The organism is Pseudomonas piscis (assembly GCF_009380155.1).
Lineage (GTDB): Bacteria > Pseudomonadota > Gammaproteobacteria > Pseudomonadales > Pseudomonadaceae > Aquipseudomonas > Aquipseudomonas piscis.
In genome coordinates, this window is record NZ_WHUV01000002.1 from 1409828 (window position 1) to 1426258 (window position 16431).

Annotated in this window: 15 protein-coding genes; 5 read left to right on the top strand and 10 right to left on the bottom strand. The window is 65.7% G+C overall.

Features of this window, described 5'->3' with window-relative positions; all coding sequences use genetic code 11:
• Positions 1-116: 116 nt before the first annotated feature.
• From valS to GDH07_RS16405, 5 genes are all read right to left on the bottom strand, one after another.
• Positions 117-2672, bottom strand: a complete 2556-nt coding sequence (valS, locus tag GDH07_RS16385; protein ID WP_152898197.1) for a valine--tRNA ligase — start codon at positions 2670-2672, stop codon at positions 117-119.
• Between the two features lie 75 nt (positions 2673-2747).
• Positions 2748-3035, bottom strand: coding sequence for a barstar family protein (locus GDH07_RS16390; RefSeq protein WP_343038265.1), 288 nt, complete (start codon positions 3033-3035; stop codon positions 2748-2750).
• A 36-nt stretch (positions 3036-3071) separates the two neighbouring features.
• The gene (locus tag GDH07_RS16395) at positions 3072-3923 is read right to left on the bottom strand and encodes a hypothetical protein (protein WP_152898198.1); all 852 of its coding nucleotides are present in this window, start codon (positions 3921-3923) and stop codon (positions 3072-3074) included.
• Positions 3924-4067: 144 nt separating this feature from the next.
• Positions 4068-4850, bottom strand: coding sequence for an alpha/beta fold hydrolase (locus GDH07_RS16400; protein ID WP_152898199.1), 783 nt, complete (start codon positions 4848-4850; stop codon positions 4068-4070).
• Positions 4851-4910: 60 nt separating this feature from the next.
• Positions 4911-5294 carry a PaaI family thioesterase gene (locus GDH07_RS16405; protein ID WP_152898200.1) on the bottom strand — a complete coding sequence of 128 codons (384 nt, stop codon included), beginning with the start codon at positions 5292-5294 and terminating at the stop codon, positions 4911-4913.
• A 113-nt stretch (positions 5295-5407) separates the two neighbouring features.
• Between GDH07_RS16405 and GDH07_RS16410 the strand changes: the two genes are divergently transcribed.
• The gene (locus GDH07_RS16410) at positions 5408-6400 is read left to right on the top strand and encodes a GlxA family transcriptional regulator (RefSeq protein ID WP_152898201.1); all 993 of its coding nucleotides are present in this window, start codon (positions 5408-5410) and stop codon (positions 6398-6400) included.
• Positions 6401-6404: 4 nt separating this feature from the next.
• On the opposite strand, the gene GDH07_RS16415 is transcribed toward GDH07_RS16410, so the two are convergent.
• Positions 6405-7601 carry an MFS transporter gene (locus GDH07_RS16415; protein ID WP_152898202.1) on the bottom strand — a complete coding sequence of 399 codons (1197 nt, stop codon included), beginning with the start codon at positions 7599-7601 and terminating at the stop codon, positions 6405-6407.
• Between the two features lie 245 nt (positions 7602-7846).
• Between GDH07_RS16415 and GDH07_RS16420 the strand changes: the two genes are divergently transcribed.
• The 4 genes from GDH07_RS16420 (at position 7847) to GDH07_RS16435 (ending at position 12747) form a co-directional block, all read left to right on the top strand.
• Positions 7847-8737, top strand: a complete 891-nt coding sequence (locus GDH07_RS16420) for a LysR family transcriptional regulator (protein ID WP_152898203.1) — start codon at positions 7847-7849, stop codon at positions 8735-8737.
• Between the two features lie 61 nt (positions 8738-8798).
• Entirely contained in the window at positions 8799-9326 is a 528-nt protein-coding gene (locus GDH07_RS16425; protein WP_152898204.1) for an AAA family ATPase, read from the top strand.
• A gap of 111 nt (positions 9327-9437) precedes the next feature.
• Positions 9438-11642, top strand: a complete 2205-nt coding sequence (locus GDH07_RS16430) for an OsmC domain/YcaO domain-containing protein (protein ID WP_053136362.1) — start codon at positions 9438-9440, stop codon at positions 11640-11642.
• 382 nt (positions 11643-12024) lie between these two features.
• Positions 12025-12747 (top strand): FadR/GntR family transcriptional regulator, encoded by a 723-nt coding sequence (locus tag GDH07_RS16435; RefSeq protein ID WP_022643722.1) that lies wholly within the window; start codon positions 12025-12027, stop codon positions 12745-12747.
• A 48-nt stretch (positions 12748-12795) separates the two neighbouring features.
• On the opposite strand, the gene GDH07_RS16440 is transcribed toward GDH07_RS16435, so the two are convergent.
• The 4 genes from GDH07_RS16440 to GDH07_RS16455 are packed head-to-tail and all read right to left on the bottom strand — an operon-like array spanning position 12796 to position 16419.
• The gene (locus GDH07_RS16440) at positions 12796-13620 is read right to left on the bottom strand and encodes a transporter substrate-binding domain-containing protein (RefSeq protein ID WP_022643721.1); all 825 of its coding nucleotides are present in this window, start codon (positions 13618-13620) and stop codon (positions 12796-12798) included.
• Between the two features lie 60 nt (positions 13621-13680).
• Positions 13681-14688, bottom strand: coding sequence for a trans-3-hydroxy-L-proline dehydratase (lhpH, locus tag GDH07_RS16445; RefSeq protein ID WP_152898205.1), 1008 nt, complete (start codon positions 14686-14688; stop codon positions 13681-13683).
• 25 nt (positions 14689-14713) lie between these two features.
• Positions 14714-15667, bottom strand: coding sequence for a bifunctional Delta(1)-pyrroline-2-carboxylate/Delta(1)-piperideine-2-carboxylate reductase (gene lhpI, locus GDH07_RS16450; protein ID WP_152898206.1), 954 nt, complete (start codon positions 15665-15667; stop codon positions 14714-14716).
• A gap of 23 nt (positions 15668-15690) precedes the next feature.
• A complete protein-coding gene (locus GDH07_RS16455; protein WP_031321487.1) occupies positions 15691-16419 on the bottom strand; it encodes an amino acid ABC transporter ATP-binding protein in 729 nt (242 codons plus the stop codon).
• Between the last annotated feature and the right edge of the window lie 12 nt (positions 16420-16431).

Consider the following 16431-nt stretch of genomic DNA (forward strand, 5'->3'; position numbering starts at 1 on the left):
AGCTTCCCTTGGCAGGCGCTGGTACGGGCGAGCATTTTGGCAGCATCGACCCGGGAAAATAAACCGCCCGCCCAGCGATGCAGGAACAGCGCCGGGCGGGCGGAAGTACAGGGGGGTCAATCCTGCAACCAGACCCGTACCTGCCGCTCGGGGCCTTCGATGAACAGCAAGTGCGCCACCTGGCCCGCTTCCAGCAGGTCCTGGCGGGCCTCCTGCAAACGCTCCAGGGACGGCGCCTGGTCCACCAGCTCGACCCGCGCCACCGGCGCCTTCATCGATTGCCGGGCATCGGACTTGGCCTTGCGGATCGCCGCCAGCGTCGCACTGACCGCCTCCAGCAACGACTCCACATCAGCCTCGACCGCACAGGTTTCAGGCCAGGACGCACGGTGCACCGAACCCGGCTGCCAGCAACGCCAGACCTCTTCGCAAACGAAAGGCAGGAACGGCGCGAACAGCCGCTGCAGGCTGCTCAAGGCTCGGGCCAGGGCGTTGCGCGCCGAGTGCCCTTCGGGCCGATAGGCGCGGCGCTTGACCAGTTCGACGTAGTCATCGCAGAACCACCAGAAGAATCCCTCGATGCGTACCAGGGCAGCGCTGTAGTCGTAGCCTTCCAATGCCTGCCGGGCCTGGCCGGCGACACTTCCCAGGCGTTGCAGCATGGCCTGGTCCAGCGCCTGCGATACCGGCCCGGCGGGGTCGCCGGGCAAGCCGAACACCAGCTTCGAGACATTGAACAGCTTGAGCGCCAGGCGCCGGCCGATCTTCATCTGCTGCTCTTCGAAGGCGGTATCGCTGCCCGGCCGCCCCAGGGCCGCCCAGTAGCGCACCGCGTCGCTGCCGTATTGCTCCAGCAGCGCCAGGGGGGTGACTACATTGCCCCGAGACTTGGACATCTTCTTGCGATCCGGATCGAGGATCCAGCCCGACAACGCCACATGGCGCCAGGGCACGGCGGCCTGCTCGAAGTGACTGCGAACCAGGGTCGAGAACAGCCAGGTGCGGATGATGTCGTGGCTCTGGGGCCGCAGGTCCATGGGAAAGACCTGCTCGAACAGGCCATCGCCCTCCTCCCAGCCCGCGGCGATCTGCGGGCTCAGGGAGCTGGTGGCCCAGGTATCCATGATGTCCCGCTCGCCGATGAAACCATGGGGCTGGCCGCGCTGGTCCGGCTCGTAACCCGGCGGGGTGTCCAGGGTCGGGTCCACCGGCAGCGAGTCTTCGCTGGCGGCGATCGGCCGGTCATGGTCCGGTTCGCCCCGGGCATCCAGGGGGTACCAGAACGGCAGCGGCACGCCGAAGATCCGTTGCCGGCTGATCAGCCAGTCGCCATTGAGGCCGCCAACCCAATGCTCGTAGCGGCTGCGCATGAATGGCGGATGCCAGGCCAGGGCCCGGCCACGCTCCAGCAGTTGCTGGCGCAGCTCGGCATCGCGCCCGCCATTGCGCAAGTACCACTGGCGGGTGGCGACGATCTCCAGCGGCTGGTCCCCTTTCTCGAAGAACTTCACGGCATGGCGGATCGGCCGTGGCTCACCGAGCAGGCCGCCGCACCCGCGCAGCAATGGCAACAACCGCTGGCGCGCCTGGGTCAGGCTGCAACCGGCCAGTGCGGCATAGGCCTGGCGTCCGGCGGGATCGGCCAGCCACTCAGGCGCCTGCGCCAGCAAGCGACCGTCGCGACCGATGATGCAACGGGTCGGCAGCTGCAATTCACGCCACCAGAGCACGTCCGTCAGGTCGCCGAAGGTGCAGACCATCGCCAGCCCCGTGCCCTTCTGCGGATCGGCCAGCGGGTGGGCGAGCAACGGCACCGGCACCTCGAACAGCGGCGAGCGCAATTGCTGCCCGAACTGCCCCTGGTAGCGTGGATCGTCGGGGTGCGCCACCAGCGCCACGCAAGCCGCCAGCAACTCCGGACGCGTGGTGGCGATGCGCAGCGCCTGGCCCCCGTCTCCCCGGAACACCAGGTCGTGCCAGGCTCCCGGCTGCTCGCGATCCTCAAGCTCGGCCTGGGCCACGGCGGTCTGGAAGGTCACGTCCCACAAGCATGGCGCCTGCTGGCTGTAGAGCTCGCCACGCTGGTAGTTGCGCAAGAGCGCGCGCTGGCTGACCCGCTGCGCCCGCTCATCGATGGTGGCGTAGGTCAGCCCCCAGTCCACCGACAACCCCAACTGCACGAACAGGTTGCGAAAGGCCTGCTCATCGATGGCGGTCAGGCGATGGCACAGCTCGACGAAATTGCGCCGGCTGATCGCGAGATACTCGCTGCGGCGCCGGGCTACCGTAGTCGGCGGCTGGAACTGCGGTTGGTACGTGGCATCCGGGTCACAGCGCACGCCGTAGTAGTTCTCTACGCGCCGTTCGGTGGGCAGGCCGTTGTCATCCCAACCCATGGGATAGAACACAGTCTTGCCGCACATACGCTGGAAGCGGGCGATGATATCGGTGTGGGTGTAGCTGAACACATGGCCGACGTGCAGCGAGCCGGAGGCCGTGGGTGGCGGTGTGTCGATGGAATAGACCGCGTCCCGTGGGGCATTGCGGTCGAAGGCGTAGGTGCCTTCTTCGAGCCAGCGCTGGGACCAGCGTGTCTCGAGATGTTCAAGCGAGGGGGTGGGGCAAATCGTCAGGCTTTCACGTTTAACGGTGACATAGCTTCCTCCTGTCATCGGCAGATGGCGCGCAGTGGTGCGCGCCGCAAGGCCGATTTATAGAGCAAGGACACGGATTAGTAAATCGCCCTTTCAAAGCCATTTCACCTGCGGCGCCCACTGCGGGTACTCCGCGCGCATGCGCTCCAGGCACTGGGCCAGCAGTCGGGCATCGTCGGGCAAGCGCTGGCTCAATGCCGACCCGCCGTGGAACGACAATTGCCGTGGCATCTCCACCAGCCCGGTGATCGCGTCCCAGAACGCATCCCAGTTGCAGCCGTACCAAGCGGGAAACCCCAGGGCGTCGCGCAGCAGGATATGCAATTCAGCCGAACTGCCCACCGCGCTCAAATCGATATCCAAGCGCTGCAAACCGGTCACCTCCAAGCGGCTCCTGGATTCAGGCACCCGCACCGATCACTGGCGGACATACTGCACCTGCTTGCCATCGAAGACGTAGCTGACGTCATCGGCATCATTCATCTTGCGCGTCTGGGTGTCACCCGCAGAGGTGGTGCCGCTGAACTTGACCAGCAAGCGCGGCATCGGCCCTTGGGCCGCCACGAAATTCAGCTCACCCTGGTTGGCGATGCAGGGGATCACCGTGCCGTCGTCGCAGGCCGCCGAGTTGTCCTCGCCGCTGAAGACCTGGCCCAGGTAGCTCCAGACCCAGCCGTCCTGGTCCGGGGTCTTGTTCGGGTTGAACACGAACACGGCATAACCACTGATGCCGTAGCCGCTGTCGAAGGTGGCCGTGGGCACCGCCAGCACCAGGCGGCCATCGTTGGTGCGGTACTCCAGGGCCTGGCGGCTGGTGTCCACTTCCTCGGGCTGCTCGCGGGCGCCGAAGAAGCCGATCTTGCGCTCGATGCTGCGAATATCGTAAGGCTGCTTCTGACCCGGGCGAGCCAGTTCGAAGGTCGCGTCCGCCAGCCGGACCTTGACGTCCGGGGCGATGAAGTCCTCACCTTCACGGGCCGCGCGGTCACGAGTGAACCAGGAGAACGTCGCGTAATAGTGCTTGCCGCCCAGGTCGATCTCGCGGCCATACCAGAAGTTGGACACCACGCCATCTTCCAGTTCGAAGGTTTCGGCCTGGTCATCGATCTGGACGTTGTTGATCACCGCCAGCACCGCGCCAGGCGGGATCAAGGGATCCTTGGCATAGCCGGCCAATGGCGCCGCGAGGGCTGCGGTGGCCAGGGCCAGGGCCGTCAGTGCCCGGCCCAGGCGGCCGGTCTTGTGCGCAGCGTCGAACCTGCTTTTCATGCGTTGAACATCCCTGTAGTGCCTTGCTGGACCGCCTGCCGAAGCGGCCTGCGGTATGGGGCTGGAATCATATAAGCAGGTTTTTGCCAGCCACAAGATGCTGGCACATGGCAATCGCGACGCCTGCTTGCGTCCAGGCGGACCTCAGGCCGCCAGGAAACCACCAACCTGCTCCAGCACCGCTTGCGGATACTGGCGATGGGGAACATGGCCGCACTCGGCGAACACCTGCACCTGGGCGACGACCGCCGCCCGCGCGGCGATGCGTTCCGGCTGCGCCAGCGAACCGTATTCGTCGTGATCACCATGCAGCACCAGCAGCGGGCAGCGTACCTGCGCCAACTGCGCGTCCAGGGTCCACTGGCCGAAGGCCGGGTCCAGCCAGGTGTCGGTCCAGGCCCGCAGGACCCAGGCGGCCTTGTCCCCGTGGTACTTGTGCAGGCGCGGCAGTTGTCCCGGCTCGGCGAACTGGCGTTGGGCCTGACGGATGCCATCCAGGGTCCGCTGTTCGACAAAAGCCTGGGCCGACTCGGTGACCAGCCCCATGCACTGTCGTGGATAGGCCCCGGCGCAGCCAACCGCCATGCCACCGCCGACACTGTGGCCGAACACCACGAACCGCTCGACACCCAAGGCCTGGCATACGACCTGGAAATCGCCATGGGCCTCATCCTCGATGAAGGTCGCTGCGGGCAAACCACTGCGGGCCGCCGAGCGCCCGAAGCCCAAACGGTCATAGGCGATCACCCGGCGCCCGCTGGCCTGGGCCAGGCACAGGGGAAAGTCCCGCCACAAGGCCACGCAACCCAGGGAATCGTGCAGCAGGACAATGGGCGGCAACTGCTCCTGGCCGTGGCTCCAGCATTGGGCGAACAGTTGCCCGTGGGGAGTGTCGATCCAGTGTTGCCGGGTACTGATGGGAGGCATGGCCGGTTCCGTGTGCATGGCGCCCAGCGCCGTTCAAGGGAGGTGCATCTTGCCCCAGGCTCATTGGCCGAGGCGATAGGCCGAAGCGCTGAACAGGGCGATGCGCAAACCCTGGTCGTCGGTCACCAGCACCTGGTAATGGGCGATGTTGCGACTGCCGCCCATCCAGGTGGCGGTGGCGGTCAGTTCGGCGCCACGGGCGCGGGCCATGTAGCGCATCTCGGCCTGCAGGCCGATGTACAACGCCTGCCCGGCATTGCATGCGGCGGCGAAGGCAATATCGGCCAGGGCGAAGATCAGCCCGCCATGGACACCGCCCAGGGCATTGAGATGCTCCGGCGCCAATCGCAGCCGGCATGCGGCCTGCTCGACACTCGCGTGCAGATGCTCGACGCCCAGCAGACCGGCAAAACGGTCCACTTGCCTGGTAGGGGTTGCTTGCATGTCTGGCTCCTGTTCCTGGTCTTCTTCAAGGCTGCCCATCCTAGCCTTGCACCTGGCCGATTTCGGTGTTCTAAAGGGCTGATCGATAGTCCGATCGGGCCATGGGGAGAGATATGAACGAGGTGGCGATACTGGCCTATGACGGCTGCTGGGGCATGGGGTTGTTCTCGGCGACGGATTTCTTTCGCATCGTCGCACTGCTGGAGCGCCATACCGGCCTGGCCCAGGGCTACCGGGTCCGGGTGCTGTCGGCGGACGGCGCGCGGATCGCGCTCGCCAGTGGCCATGTCATCCAGCCGGACGCTGCATTGGAGGAACTGGGCGCCGGCGACCTGATCGTCATCCCGCCCATCGAAGGGCCGCGCCTGGCGGCAGGCTTCAACCCCGATCCCCGAGCCCTGGAGTGGCTGGCCCGCAACCGCGAACAAAGGGCGCGAATCCTGGCCATGACCACGGGGGTCTGCTACCTGGCGGCAGCCGGGCTCGGTCAGGGGCTGCTGGCCACCCACTGGGCCTTCGTCCGGCCACTGAAGCTGCGCTATCCGGCCTGGGACTTCAGCGCCCACCCGTCCTTCCTCCAGGCACAGGGCATCTGGAGCAGCGGCTCCCTGGGCGGCGGCTTCGATGCCCTGCTGGAGATCCTGGCCCAGGATCGCGGCGACCGTTTCGCCCAGCTCTGCGCCACCCACTTGCTGGTGGCCGCGCCCGAGCGCCTGAGCCCGATCCTGCCGGGGCATCGCAACCATCGCGACCCGGCGATCTTCAAGGTGCAGGACTGGATCGAAAGCCACCACAGCCAAGCCGTCAGCATCGCCGACATGGCCCGCGAAGCCGGCCTCAGCGAGCGCACCCTCAAGCGCCGGTTCCAGCTGGCGACCCGCCTGCCACCCAATCTCTACCTGCAACGGGTGCGGGTCGACAAGGCCAAGAAACTGCTGCTGGCCAGCGACATGTCGGTCAAGGCGATCGCCTACGAAGTCGGCTACGAAAACGTCAGCTACTTCGTGCGGCTGTTCAAGACCCAAGTAGGCCAGACCCCGGCCCAGTGGCGCCAGGGCGTCGCGGAACGAGAGCGGCAGCCCAGGCCCTGGCCAGGCGACCACTAGCCCTTCAGCACTGCGAACGGCTGGTACGGGCTACGGTGCGTCCCGGCGCGACGGCCACCAGCCACCCCAGCAGCACCAGCCCGGCTGAGGCCAGCCCCGCCCCGGCCAGGCCCATGTGGGCAATGCCCAGCGACCCCAGGGTAACGCCCCCCAGCCACGCTCCCAGGGCGATTCCCAGGTTGAAACCGGCGATATTGAGCCCGGCCGCCACTGCATGGGCATGGGGTGCATGCCGCTCGGCGATGCCGATCAACCGAGCCTGCAAGGCCGGCACCGCGGCGTAGGTGAACAGCCCCAGCAAGGCCACGCAGAGGGCCATGCCCAGGGCCGAATGCGCCAGCCCCCAGAATCCCAGCCCGCACCCGGCGATGCCGGCGAGCACCATGAAGCTGGCCCGGTCGACACCCAGGCGATCGGTCAGCCGTCCTCCCAACAGGTTGCCGACTGCGGCGAGCACGCCATAACCGAGCATGAACAGGCCAACCGTGGCGATGCTGACCTGGGTCACCCCGGTCAACAGCGGCGCGATGTAGGTATAGGCGCTGAACGAGCCGGCATACCCCAGCACTGTCACCAGGGCCGCCACCAGCAAGGCTGGATGCAGCAATGCCCGAAGTGCCTGGACCACGGATTCGCCAGCGGCCTCTCCTGGGGTCCTGGCCGGCTCGACCATGCCCAGCAGCCCGAGGAAACCCAATGCACCGAACCCGGCAATCGCCCCCAGCACCGGCCGCCAGGACCACAGGCCGCCGAGGTAGGTACTGATGGGCACGCCAATGGCCATGGCCAGGGTGAACCCCGAGAACACCACCGCCACCGCACGCCCGGCCTGCTTCGGTCCGGCCAGGCGCGCGGCGGTGCTGGAAGCCACAGCCAGGAACAGGCCGTGGCCCATGCCCGCGACGAACCGCGCCGCCAACAGCGCCCACAGGCTGCTGGCGAGGGCGGCACCCAGGCTCCCGGCGCAGAACACCAGCACGGTGCCGAGCATCACCCGCTTGCGCGGCCAGCTTGCGGTCAGGGCCGTGAGGATCGGTGCGGCGCAGGTCGCGCCCAGGGCATACAGGGTGACCGTGCCACCGGCCTGCTCGAGCTTGAGGCCCAGGTCTTGGGCGATGACGTCGGTGAGACCGATGGGCACGAATTCGGCAAGCCCCAGGGCAAAGGCGCTGAGGCTGAAGATATAGACGATGAAGGGCATGGACACGCGCTCCGAAGAGTTGGAAAACCGGCCTGGGGCCAGGGATGCGCGCAATCGTAGAGAGGCCCTGTCATTTCGAAAAATTAACCTTTTGGCAGTCAGGCCAAAATATTTTTATGCCTCAAGCAGGCTTGCCACTATGCTGGCCAGCCCTTGGCCGGCCAGCCAACGCGCCGCCGGACGCTTGTCCACCAATCAACCGGGAACACTTCGCGAGGGCGCCCACCCGGGCGCGATACCGCTTCATGAGCCATCTGGACCACCTGCGTACCTTCATCGAGGCCTATCGCCTGCAATCCTTCTCCCGTGCCGCCCAGGCGCTGGGCATGACCCAGCCTGGCGCATCGCTGCACATCCAGGCGCTGGAAGCCTTCGTCGGCAAGCCACTATTCGTGCGGCGCTCGCGGGGCGTGACCGCGACCGAGGCCGCCGACGAGCTGGCCCGCGCCATCGGACCAATGCTCGACGGGCTGGAAATGCGCATGGCCTCCTACCGCCAGAGCGATGAACTGAGCGGTACCGTGCACATCGCCGGGCCTTCGGACTTCATCCACGGCAAGCTGGCCTCGGGACTCGCGCCCCTGCTGGAGCAGGGCTTGCAAATCCGCCTGCACACCGGCAACCGCGAGCGCATCTACAGCCTGCTGGACAGCTCGACCGCGGACCTGGCGATCACCGCCTCGCTGCCGGACGAACATGCCCACGGTTTCGCCCGGCTGCTGACCGAACGATTCCTCCTGGTGCTGGCCCCGGAGCTGGCCCGGAAACTGGGCAAGCGACCATCGGCCGAGGCACTGGCCGCTGTACCGCTGATTGCCTTCGACGAAGACCTGCCGTTGATCCGCCCGGTATGGACCGCGCTGTTCCAGTTCGCCCCGACCTTGCAGGCCGCACTGACCATCGCCGACCTGCGCATCATCCAGGACCTGGTGGTCCAGGGCCAAGGCTGGAGCGTGCTGCCCGACTACCAATGCCGCGAGGCCCTGGAAGCGGGTCGCCTGGTATCGCTGACGTCCCTGGCGCAGGCTCCCACCAACGAGCTGTACCTGGTCTGGAACAAGACCGCGATGCGCAGTCCGCGCCTGATCCACGTACGCGATTTCCTCCTCGGGCTGTTTGCCAACAGCGTGCATTAACCCCCTGCCCGGCCCCGGGAGCCGATGCTAGACTGCGCGGCTTTTTCCCTGGGGCCAGGTTATGCAACGCATCGTGATACTGGGCAACGCCGGGAGCGGCAAATCCACCCTGGCCCGGGAGCTGGGGCGCCGTCTCGCAGTGCCGGTGGTGCACCTGGACCGGCTGTTCTGGGAGCCCGGCTGGGTCGAGGCCGATACACAGGTGTTCCGCAGCCGGGTCCGCGAGGCCGTCGCCACGGATGCCTGGATCTGCGAAGGCAATTACTCGCGGCGCACCTTCGACCTGCGCCTGCCCCGCGCCGAGCTGGTGATCTGGCTCGACACCCCGCGCACCACCTGCCTGCGCCGGGTGTTCATGCGCAGCCTGCGCAACCGTCCACGCGCCGACCTGCCGGCAGGTTGCCACGAGCAACTGAACCTGGAGTTCCTCAAGTTCCTGGGTTTCGTGTGGCACTTCGACCAGCACAATCGCCCGGGCATCGAACAGGTCCGCCAGGCCGTGGCGCCCCAGGTGCCGGTGGTTCATCTGCGAGGCATGCGGGACATCGACAACTGGCTCGAGACGCTGCCGCCCCGCCTGCCGGACTGAGCGCGACAGCCTGGACCGGTCGGCGGCCATGGCGCAAAAGCGCAAGACTTCCGGGTGAAAAACCGGATAATGGCGGCCTTTTCGTCTTGCTCGTTATTCTGGTAGCCCCCCATGGAAATCAAGGTCAACTTTCTCGACAACCTCCGACTTGAAGCCAAGTTCGATGACTTCACGGTGGTGGCCGACCAGCCGATCCGCTACAAGGGCGACGGCTCGGCACCGGGTCCGTTCGACTATTTCCTGGCTTCCTCGGCGCTGTGCGCCGCCTACTTCGTGAAGCTGTACTGCCAGACCCGCGACATCCCCACCGACAACATCCGCCTGTCGCAGAACAACATCGTCGATCCGGAAAACCGCTACAACCAGATCTTCAAGATCCAGGTCGAGCTGCCCGCGGACATCTCCGAGAAGGATCGCCAGGGCATCCTGCGCTCCATCGATCGCTGCACGGTGAAGAAGGTGGTACAGACCGGCCCCGAGTTCGTGATCGAGGAAGTGGAGAACCTGGACGCCGATGCCCAGGCCCTGTTGATGCCGAGCCTGGATGCCGGCACCAGCACCCGCATCCCCGGCAAGGACCTGCCGCTGGAGCAGACCATCGCCAACATGTCGGCGATCCTCGCGGACCTGGGGATGAAGATCGAGATCGCTTCCTGGCGCAACATCGTGCCCAACGTCTGGTCGCTGCATATCCGCGACGCGCAGTCGCCGATGTGCTTCACCAACGGCAAGGGCTCGACCAAGGAAAGCGCCCTGGCCTCGGCCCTGGGCGAATTCATCGAGCGCCTGAACTGCAACTTCTTCTACAACGACCAGTTCTGGGGCCAGGAGATCGCCAACGCCGAGTTCGTCCACTACCCCGACGAGCGCTGGTTCCAGCCAGGGCGCAAGGATGCCCTGCCCAAGGAAATCCTCGACGAGTACTGCCTCGGGATCTACAACCCCGACGGCGAGCTGCGCGGCTCGCACCTGTACGACACCAACTCCGGCAACATCGAGCGCGGCATCTGCTCGTTGCCCTTCGTGCGCCAGTCGGATGGCGAAGTGGTGTACTTCCCCTCCAACCTGATCGAAAACCTCTACCTCTCCAACGGCATGAGCGCCGGCAACACCCTGGCCGAGGCCCAGGTGCAGTGCCTGTCGGAAATCTTCGAACGGGCGGTCAAGCGCGAGATCCTCGAAGGCGAGCTCGCCCTGCCGGACGTGCCCCAGGAAGTGCTGGCCAAGTACCCGGGCATCCTGGCGGGTATCCAGGGCCTGGAGGAGCAAGGCTTCCCGGTGCTGGTCAAGGACGCTTCCCTGGGCGGTGAATTCCCGGTGATGTGCGTGACCCTGATGAACCCGCGCACCGGTGGCGTGTTCGCCTCCTTCGGCGCCCACCCGAGCCTCGAAGTGGCGCTGGAACGCAGCCTCACCGAACTGCTCCAGGGCCGCAGCTTCGAGGGCCTGAACGACCTGCCGCAGCCGACCTTCGAGAGCCAGGCGCTGATGGAGCCGAACAACTTCGTCGAGCACTTCATCGATTCCAGCGGCGTGGTGTCGTGGCGCTTCTTCAGCGCCAAGGCCGACTTCGAGTTCGTCGAGTGGGACTTCTCCAGCCAGGGCGCCGACTCCAACGCCGAGGAAGCCGCGACCCTGTTCGGCATCCTCGAAGGCCTGGGCAAGGAAAGCTACATGGCGGTGTATGAGCACCTGGGCGCCACCGCCTGCCGGATCCTGGTGCCGGACTACTCGGAAATCTACCCGGTGGACGACCTGATCTGGGACAACACCAACAAGGCGCTGTTCTTCCGCGAAGACATCCTCAACCTGCACAGCCTGGACGAAGACGGCCTGCGCGACCTGGTGGAACGCCTGGAGCAAAGCGAGCTGGACGACTACACCGACATCACCACCCTGATCGGCATCGAGTTCGACGACAACACCGCCTGGGGCCAGTTGACCATCCTCGAGCTGAAGCTGCTGATCCACGTGGCCCTGGGCCAGTTCGACCCGGCCAAGGAACTGGTGGAGATGTTCCTGCAGTACAACGACAACACCGTCGAGCGCGGCCTGTTCTACCAGGCCATGAACGCGGTGCTGGAAGTGCAACTGGACGACGAGCTGGAGCTGGCGGACTACGAAGCCAACTTGCGCCGCATGTTCGGCAACGAGCGCATGGACGCGGTGATCGGCTCGGTACAGGGCAGCGTGCGCTTCCATGGCCTGACGCCTACCAGCATGCAACTGGAGGGTCTGGACCGGCACCTGCGGTTGATCGACAGCTACAAGAAGCTGCACGCGGCACGGGCCAGAATGGCTGGCCTGGCCAGCTGAGGGCTTCGGCAGGAAAGCACCTTCGCAGGCTGTGGGAAAACTACTGCGTTTGGCAATACTGCGTTAAAAACAGGCTCAGAGCGCTCATTTACAGCCAGTAAACTCCGCTTCCTCGCCTGTTTTTGCCTTGTCTTGCCTTCACTCGCGATGTTTTCACACCGCCTGTTCGGGTGCTTTTTTTGTTTCAGCCCCCGGATTGCGAATCTGCCCCATGTTCGCCACGGCTGAGCAACAATCTGATCAGGCAGCCGCTGCCATCCGATAACAGCAACGGAAAATGCCGTCCCCCTGTTTCCCGTCTTCACGAGCTGTACCATGGGCTCCTGACATTCACGACCTGCCAAACCCAAGCCGACGGCTAGCGCCCCGAGAGACCGCCACCATGCAAGCAGACTTTCGCCCCAAGCAGATCTACGAGCAGGTTGCCGACCAGATCCGCGCCGGCATCCTCAGCGGCCAGTATGCCCACGGCTCGCGCCTGCCCTCCGAGCGTGACCTGGCACAGCGGCTGAAGGTGAGCCGGCCCGCCGTACGCGAAGCGATCGGTGCCTTGCAGAACGAAGGCATGGTGACCACCCGCCATGGCTCAGGCACCTACGTCGCCGATTGCCCGCTGCAGGTGAACGAAGCGGCACCGGACTATGCCGGGCTGCCGCCGGTGGATGCCGACTTCAGCCCCATCAGCACCCTCGAAGTACGCTTGCTGATCGAACCGGCGATAGCCCGCCTGGCCGCCCGCCGTGCCCAGCGCGACCCATTGGCCGAGCGCTACCTGGAACAGATGATCGATGTGAAGGACATCGGCGATCCGCTGCAACAAGCGCGCTGGAGCGAAGCCGACCGGCTGTTCCACCGCCAGCTCGCGATGATGACCGGCGATATCCTGATTGCCCGGATCGCCGAGGAAATCAACAAGACCATGGAGCAACCGTTGTGGAACCGCCTGCGGGACGACGGGATCTACGACCCCGAACGCATCCAGCTGTATGCGGCGGAACACCGCCTGATCTACGAGGCGATCATCAGCGGCGACGAAGATGCCGCCGCTTTCTACGTCGAAGGCCACCTCAAGCGGGTGCGCCGCGATATCAGCTCGCGGGAATGAACGAGGGGCCGGCATGGACGTGCCATGCCGGCCCCTCACACGCTGCGTTCAACGAATCGGCTGGACCTTGAAGGAGCGCTGCATCCGATAGAGGGTCTGGGCTCCCAGCCACTTGTCGAAGATGGCCTGCATCGCCCCTTCGGCCTCCAGCTCGCGCAACGCCGAGTTCACCGCGACGAGCATGTCCGGCTCGTCTCGACGTATGCCCAGGCCCCAGACTTCCCGGCCGATGGCCGGTTGCAGGATGCTGTACTGCCCGGCCTTGTCACCCAGGCGGTTGAGCAACTTGTGCAGGACCTCCTGCGAAGTGCTGAAACCCGTGACCTTGCCCTGGAGCAATGCGGTGAAGGCGCTGGACACATCCTCGAAGCCGACCGCCGTAGCGCCCGGCAAGGCCTGCCTGATATAGGCCTCGCTGATGCTGCCCTTGACGTAGCTGATGCGCTTGCCATCCAGCTCGCCGAGGGCGGTGATGCCCCGACCGGCCCTGACCGCCAGCACGTTCTCGCTCACATAGTAGGCATCGGAAAATGCCACCTGCTCGGCGCGTAGCGGCGTATGGGCTAGCCCCGCGCCGAGCACATCCATGTGGCCCTGTTGCAACTCGGCGATACGAGCCTCGATGGATACCGGCTTGATCTCGACCTTCGCTCCCAGCTTGCCGGCCACCGCCTGGCAAACGTCTACGTCATAACCGACCACCGAGCGCGTCTTCACGTCCGTGTAGCCGAATGGCTCGAAGATATCCAGTACGCCGCAGACCAGCACTGCGCGAGCCTTGACCTCGTCCAGTTGCGCGGCCTGGACGCCAGCCGCCCCCAGCAACAGGCAAGTGGCAATGGCAGAACCCCACGATGAAAAACTGCGTTTCATATCTGTGTCCCCAGGAAAAATAGGCATGGCAATGATGTGCGCGCAGCAGCTAACGCCGCGCTAGCGGACCAGGAAACCGTGCCGCTGCGGGTCACGCTCATCGATGATCCAGTTGCAGAACCCACAGATGTAGGCCGTGCCCGAGACTTCCGGAATAACCGCCTGGAACTCCCCCACCCGGGTTTCTTCGATGACCCTGGCACTGAACACCGACCCTATTACCGACTCGTTGACCAGCACCTGGTCCCGGTCGATCTGCCCCCGCAGGTAAAGCTGGGCGATCCGGCCGCTGGTACCCGAACCGGTGGGTGAGCGGTCCACCTCGCGGTCGGCGAAGATGCAGCAGTTGGCCTGGGTCGATCCGGGCAGGCGCGGCTCACCGTCGATGATGGTGCCGTAGATGTGGTTGATCTCGGGAATCTCGGGATGTACCACCGGGAACGCGGCATTGGCCGCGCGCTTCACCTCGGCCCCGAACTTCTTCAACTCCTCCACCGCCGACTCGCGGATCGGCAGGCCATGGGGCGCACCGCTGGTATAGAAATAGAAAGCCCCACCGTAGGCGATATCGCCGGTAACCGGACCGTAGCTCGGGGTCTGGACCGTCACGTCGCGACGGTAGATGAACGACGGCACGTTGATGAAGCGCACGCTACCGGCATGCTGGCCATCCCACTCGACGAAGGCTTCGATGAAACCGCAGGGAGCATCGATGCCGACCCGGGTGCGTGGCGACGTCCGCTCGACCCAGCCCAGCTCCACGGCGGCGGTAGCCAGGGCGATGGTGCCGTGGCCGCAGTGGTCGCTGTAGCCTTCGTTGTGCAGGAAGATGATGCCGAAGTCCGCCGTGGGCGAGACCGGCTCGGTGAGGTAGCCGCCATACATGTCGGCATGGCCGCGCGGCTCGAACATCAGGGCCTGGCGGATATCGTCCGCATGCTCCCGTAGCCAGGCACGACGCTCGATGATGGTCTTGCCGGGCAACCTGGGCAGGCCGCAGGTCACGATTCGAAACGGCTCGCCGCCGGTATGGACTTCCACGGTGTTGATGCTGCGGGTGATACGCATGGTCGATTCCCCTTGGACAATGGATTCAGGCGCGCTCGGCCATGAGGTTGGCGAGGGCTACACGGGCAGCCGCCAGGTCCCAGGCGGCGGTACCGACACTCTTGACCACCACCGGACGCCCAGGCTCGACGGCGCCATCCAGCGCACTGGCCAGGGACTTGACCTGGGACCAGTCCACCGCCGCACGCAGCAGGTCCCCGGCCTCGTGGCGAGCACCGGCCGGGTCGTCGGCATAGATCAGGCTGCCGTCGAGCAGGGCCTTGCCCAGCTCGGCCATTTCCGGCTTGAAGGCGCCGACCCCGACGACCAGGCACCCGACCCGGGCCGGTTGGTTGTAAACCGGCTCGAGGCTGGTGGTCAGGGTGATGACTGCATCGACCTCCGGCATGTCGCCATCCAACGGCTGCAACTGGCCATGCCACTGGCGATTGGCTTCGCAGAACTGCGTGGCGGACGCGAGGTCCAGGCCCCGTACCCAGATCCTGGCCTGGGGATACAGCGCGTTGATGGCCTGGACATGAAACCGCGACTGGGCACCGGTGCCGAAGATCAGGATCCGCTGCACAGGCTGGGGCAGGAAGGTGCGCAGGGCCAGCAGGGTGACGGCGGCGGTGCGGCGCCCAGTCACTTCCGGGCCGTCCAGCAGGCACAGCAGCCTGCCGGTGGCGGCATCGCATACCGTGACATTGCCATGCAAGGTGGGCAGATGGCGCCGGGCATTGGCCTGCTGCACGTTCACCAGCTTGTGGATCGCGATGTCCGGCGCGGTGGCCGGCATGCTGAGCAGCACCCCGCCCTCGCCCAGGGGCACCACCATGCGCTCCGGGCTCAAGATCGAACCGGCCGCCAGTTCCCGCACCGCCCGCCCAAGGGCCTCGACCAACTGCTCGAAGCCCAGCAAGGCGGCGGTCCTGGCCGGGTCGCAGACGATGATTCCCGGAGGGTTCGCCAGCATGGCGGCAATGGATGGATCGTTCATTCTGTTGCTCCTCTGTGGATGACTCAGCGGCGACCTATGTCGCAAAGGAACTGCTGCGCCCGGGGATGCCTGGGCGTGTTGAAGAACTCGCCGGGAGGTGCCACCTCCAGCAGGCGGCCCTGGTCCATGAACCACACCACGTCGCTCACCTCCCGGGCGAAGTGCATCTCGTGGGTCACGCAGACCATGGTCATGCCCTCGGCCGCCAGGGCCTTCATCACTGCCAGCACCTCGCCGACCATTTCCGGGTCCAGGGCGCTGGTGGGCTCATCGAACAGCATCACCGGTGGCTGCATGGCCAATGCCCGGGCGATGGCCACGCGCTGTTGCTGGCCACCCGACAGCTGGTTCGGATAGGCCTCGGCCTTGTGCCCCAGGCCGACCTTGTCCAGCAGGCCCAGGGCCAGTTCGCGGGTCGGCGCCGCTGCCGCCTTGCGTACCCACAGTGGCCCGCAGGTGACGTTCTCCAGGACGGACAGGTGGGGAAACAGGTTGAACTGCTGGAACACGAAGCCGATGTGGCTGCGCATGGCATTCACATCCACCTGCCGGCCCTGGACGTCCTGGCCATTGACATGGATGGTCCCCGAGCCGATGGCCTCCAGGCGGTTCATGGTGCGGATCAAGGTGGACTTGCCCGAACCGGACGGCCCGCACAGCACCACCACCTGGCCCTTCTTCACCTGGGCGCTGATGTCCGTGAGCACCTGGTGCTCGCCGTACCACTTGTTCACCTTGTCCAGGGCGATGATGACGCTGGAAGC

Excerpts from the sequence above, each read along its gene's own strand:
- lhpH (WP_152898205.1), bottom strand. The coding sequence starts at position 14,688 with ATGCGTATCACCCGCAGCATCAACACCGTGGAAGTCCATACCGGCGGC.
- GDH07_RS16410 (WP_152898201.1), top strand. The coding sequence starts at position 5,408 with ATGAACGAGGTGGCGATACTGGCCTATGACGGCTGCTGGGGCATGGGG.
- GDH07_RS16440 (WP_022643721.1), bottom strand. The coding sequence starts at position 13,620 with ATGAAACGCAGTTTTTCATCGTGGGGTTCTGCCATTGCCACTTGCCTG.
- valS (WP_152898197.1), bottom strand. The coding sequence starts at position 2,672 with ATGACAGGAGGAAGCTATGTCACCGTTAAACGTGAAAGCCTGACGATT.
- GDH07_RS16400 (WP_152898199.1), bottom strand. The coding sequence starts at position 4,850 with ATGCCTCCCATCAGTACCCGGCAACACTGGATCGACACTCCCCACGGG.
- GDH07_RS16415 (WP_152898202.1), bottom strand. The coding sequence starts at position 7,601 with ATGCCCTTCATCGTCTATATCTTCAGCCTCAGCGCCTTTGCCCTGGGG.
- GDH07_RS16435 (WP_022643722.1), top strand. The coding sequence starts at position 12,025 with ATGCAAGCAGACTTTCGCCCCAAGCAGATCTACGAGCAGGTTGCCGAC.
- lhpI (WP_152898206.1), bottom strand. The coding sequence starts at position 15,667 with ATGAACGATCCATCCATTGCCGCCATGCTGGCGAACCCTCCGGGAATC.
- GDH07_RS16420 (WP_152898203.1), top strand. The coding sequence starts at position 7,847 with ATGAGCCATCTGGACCACCTGCGTACCTTCATCGAGGCCTATCGCCTG.
- GDH07_RS16425 (WP_152898204.1), top strand. The coding sequence starts at position 8,799 with ATGCAACGCATCGTGATACTGGGCAACGCCGGGAGCGGCAAATCCACC.
- GDH07_RS16405 (WP_152898200.1), bottom strand. The coding sequence starts at position 5,294 with ATGCAAGCAACCCCTACCAGGCAAGTGGACCGTTTTGCCGGTCTGCTG.
- GDH07_RS16430 (WP_053136362.1), top strand. The coding sequence starts at position 9,438 with ATGGAAATCAAGGTCAACTTTCTCGACAACCTCCGACTTGAAGCCAAG.
- GDH07_RS16395 (WP_152898198.1), bottom strand. The coding sequence starts at position 3,923 with ATGAAAAGCAGGTTCGACGCTGCGCACAAGACCGGCCGCCTGGGCCGG.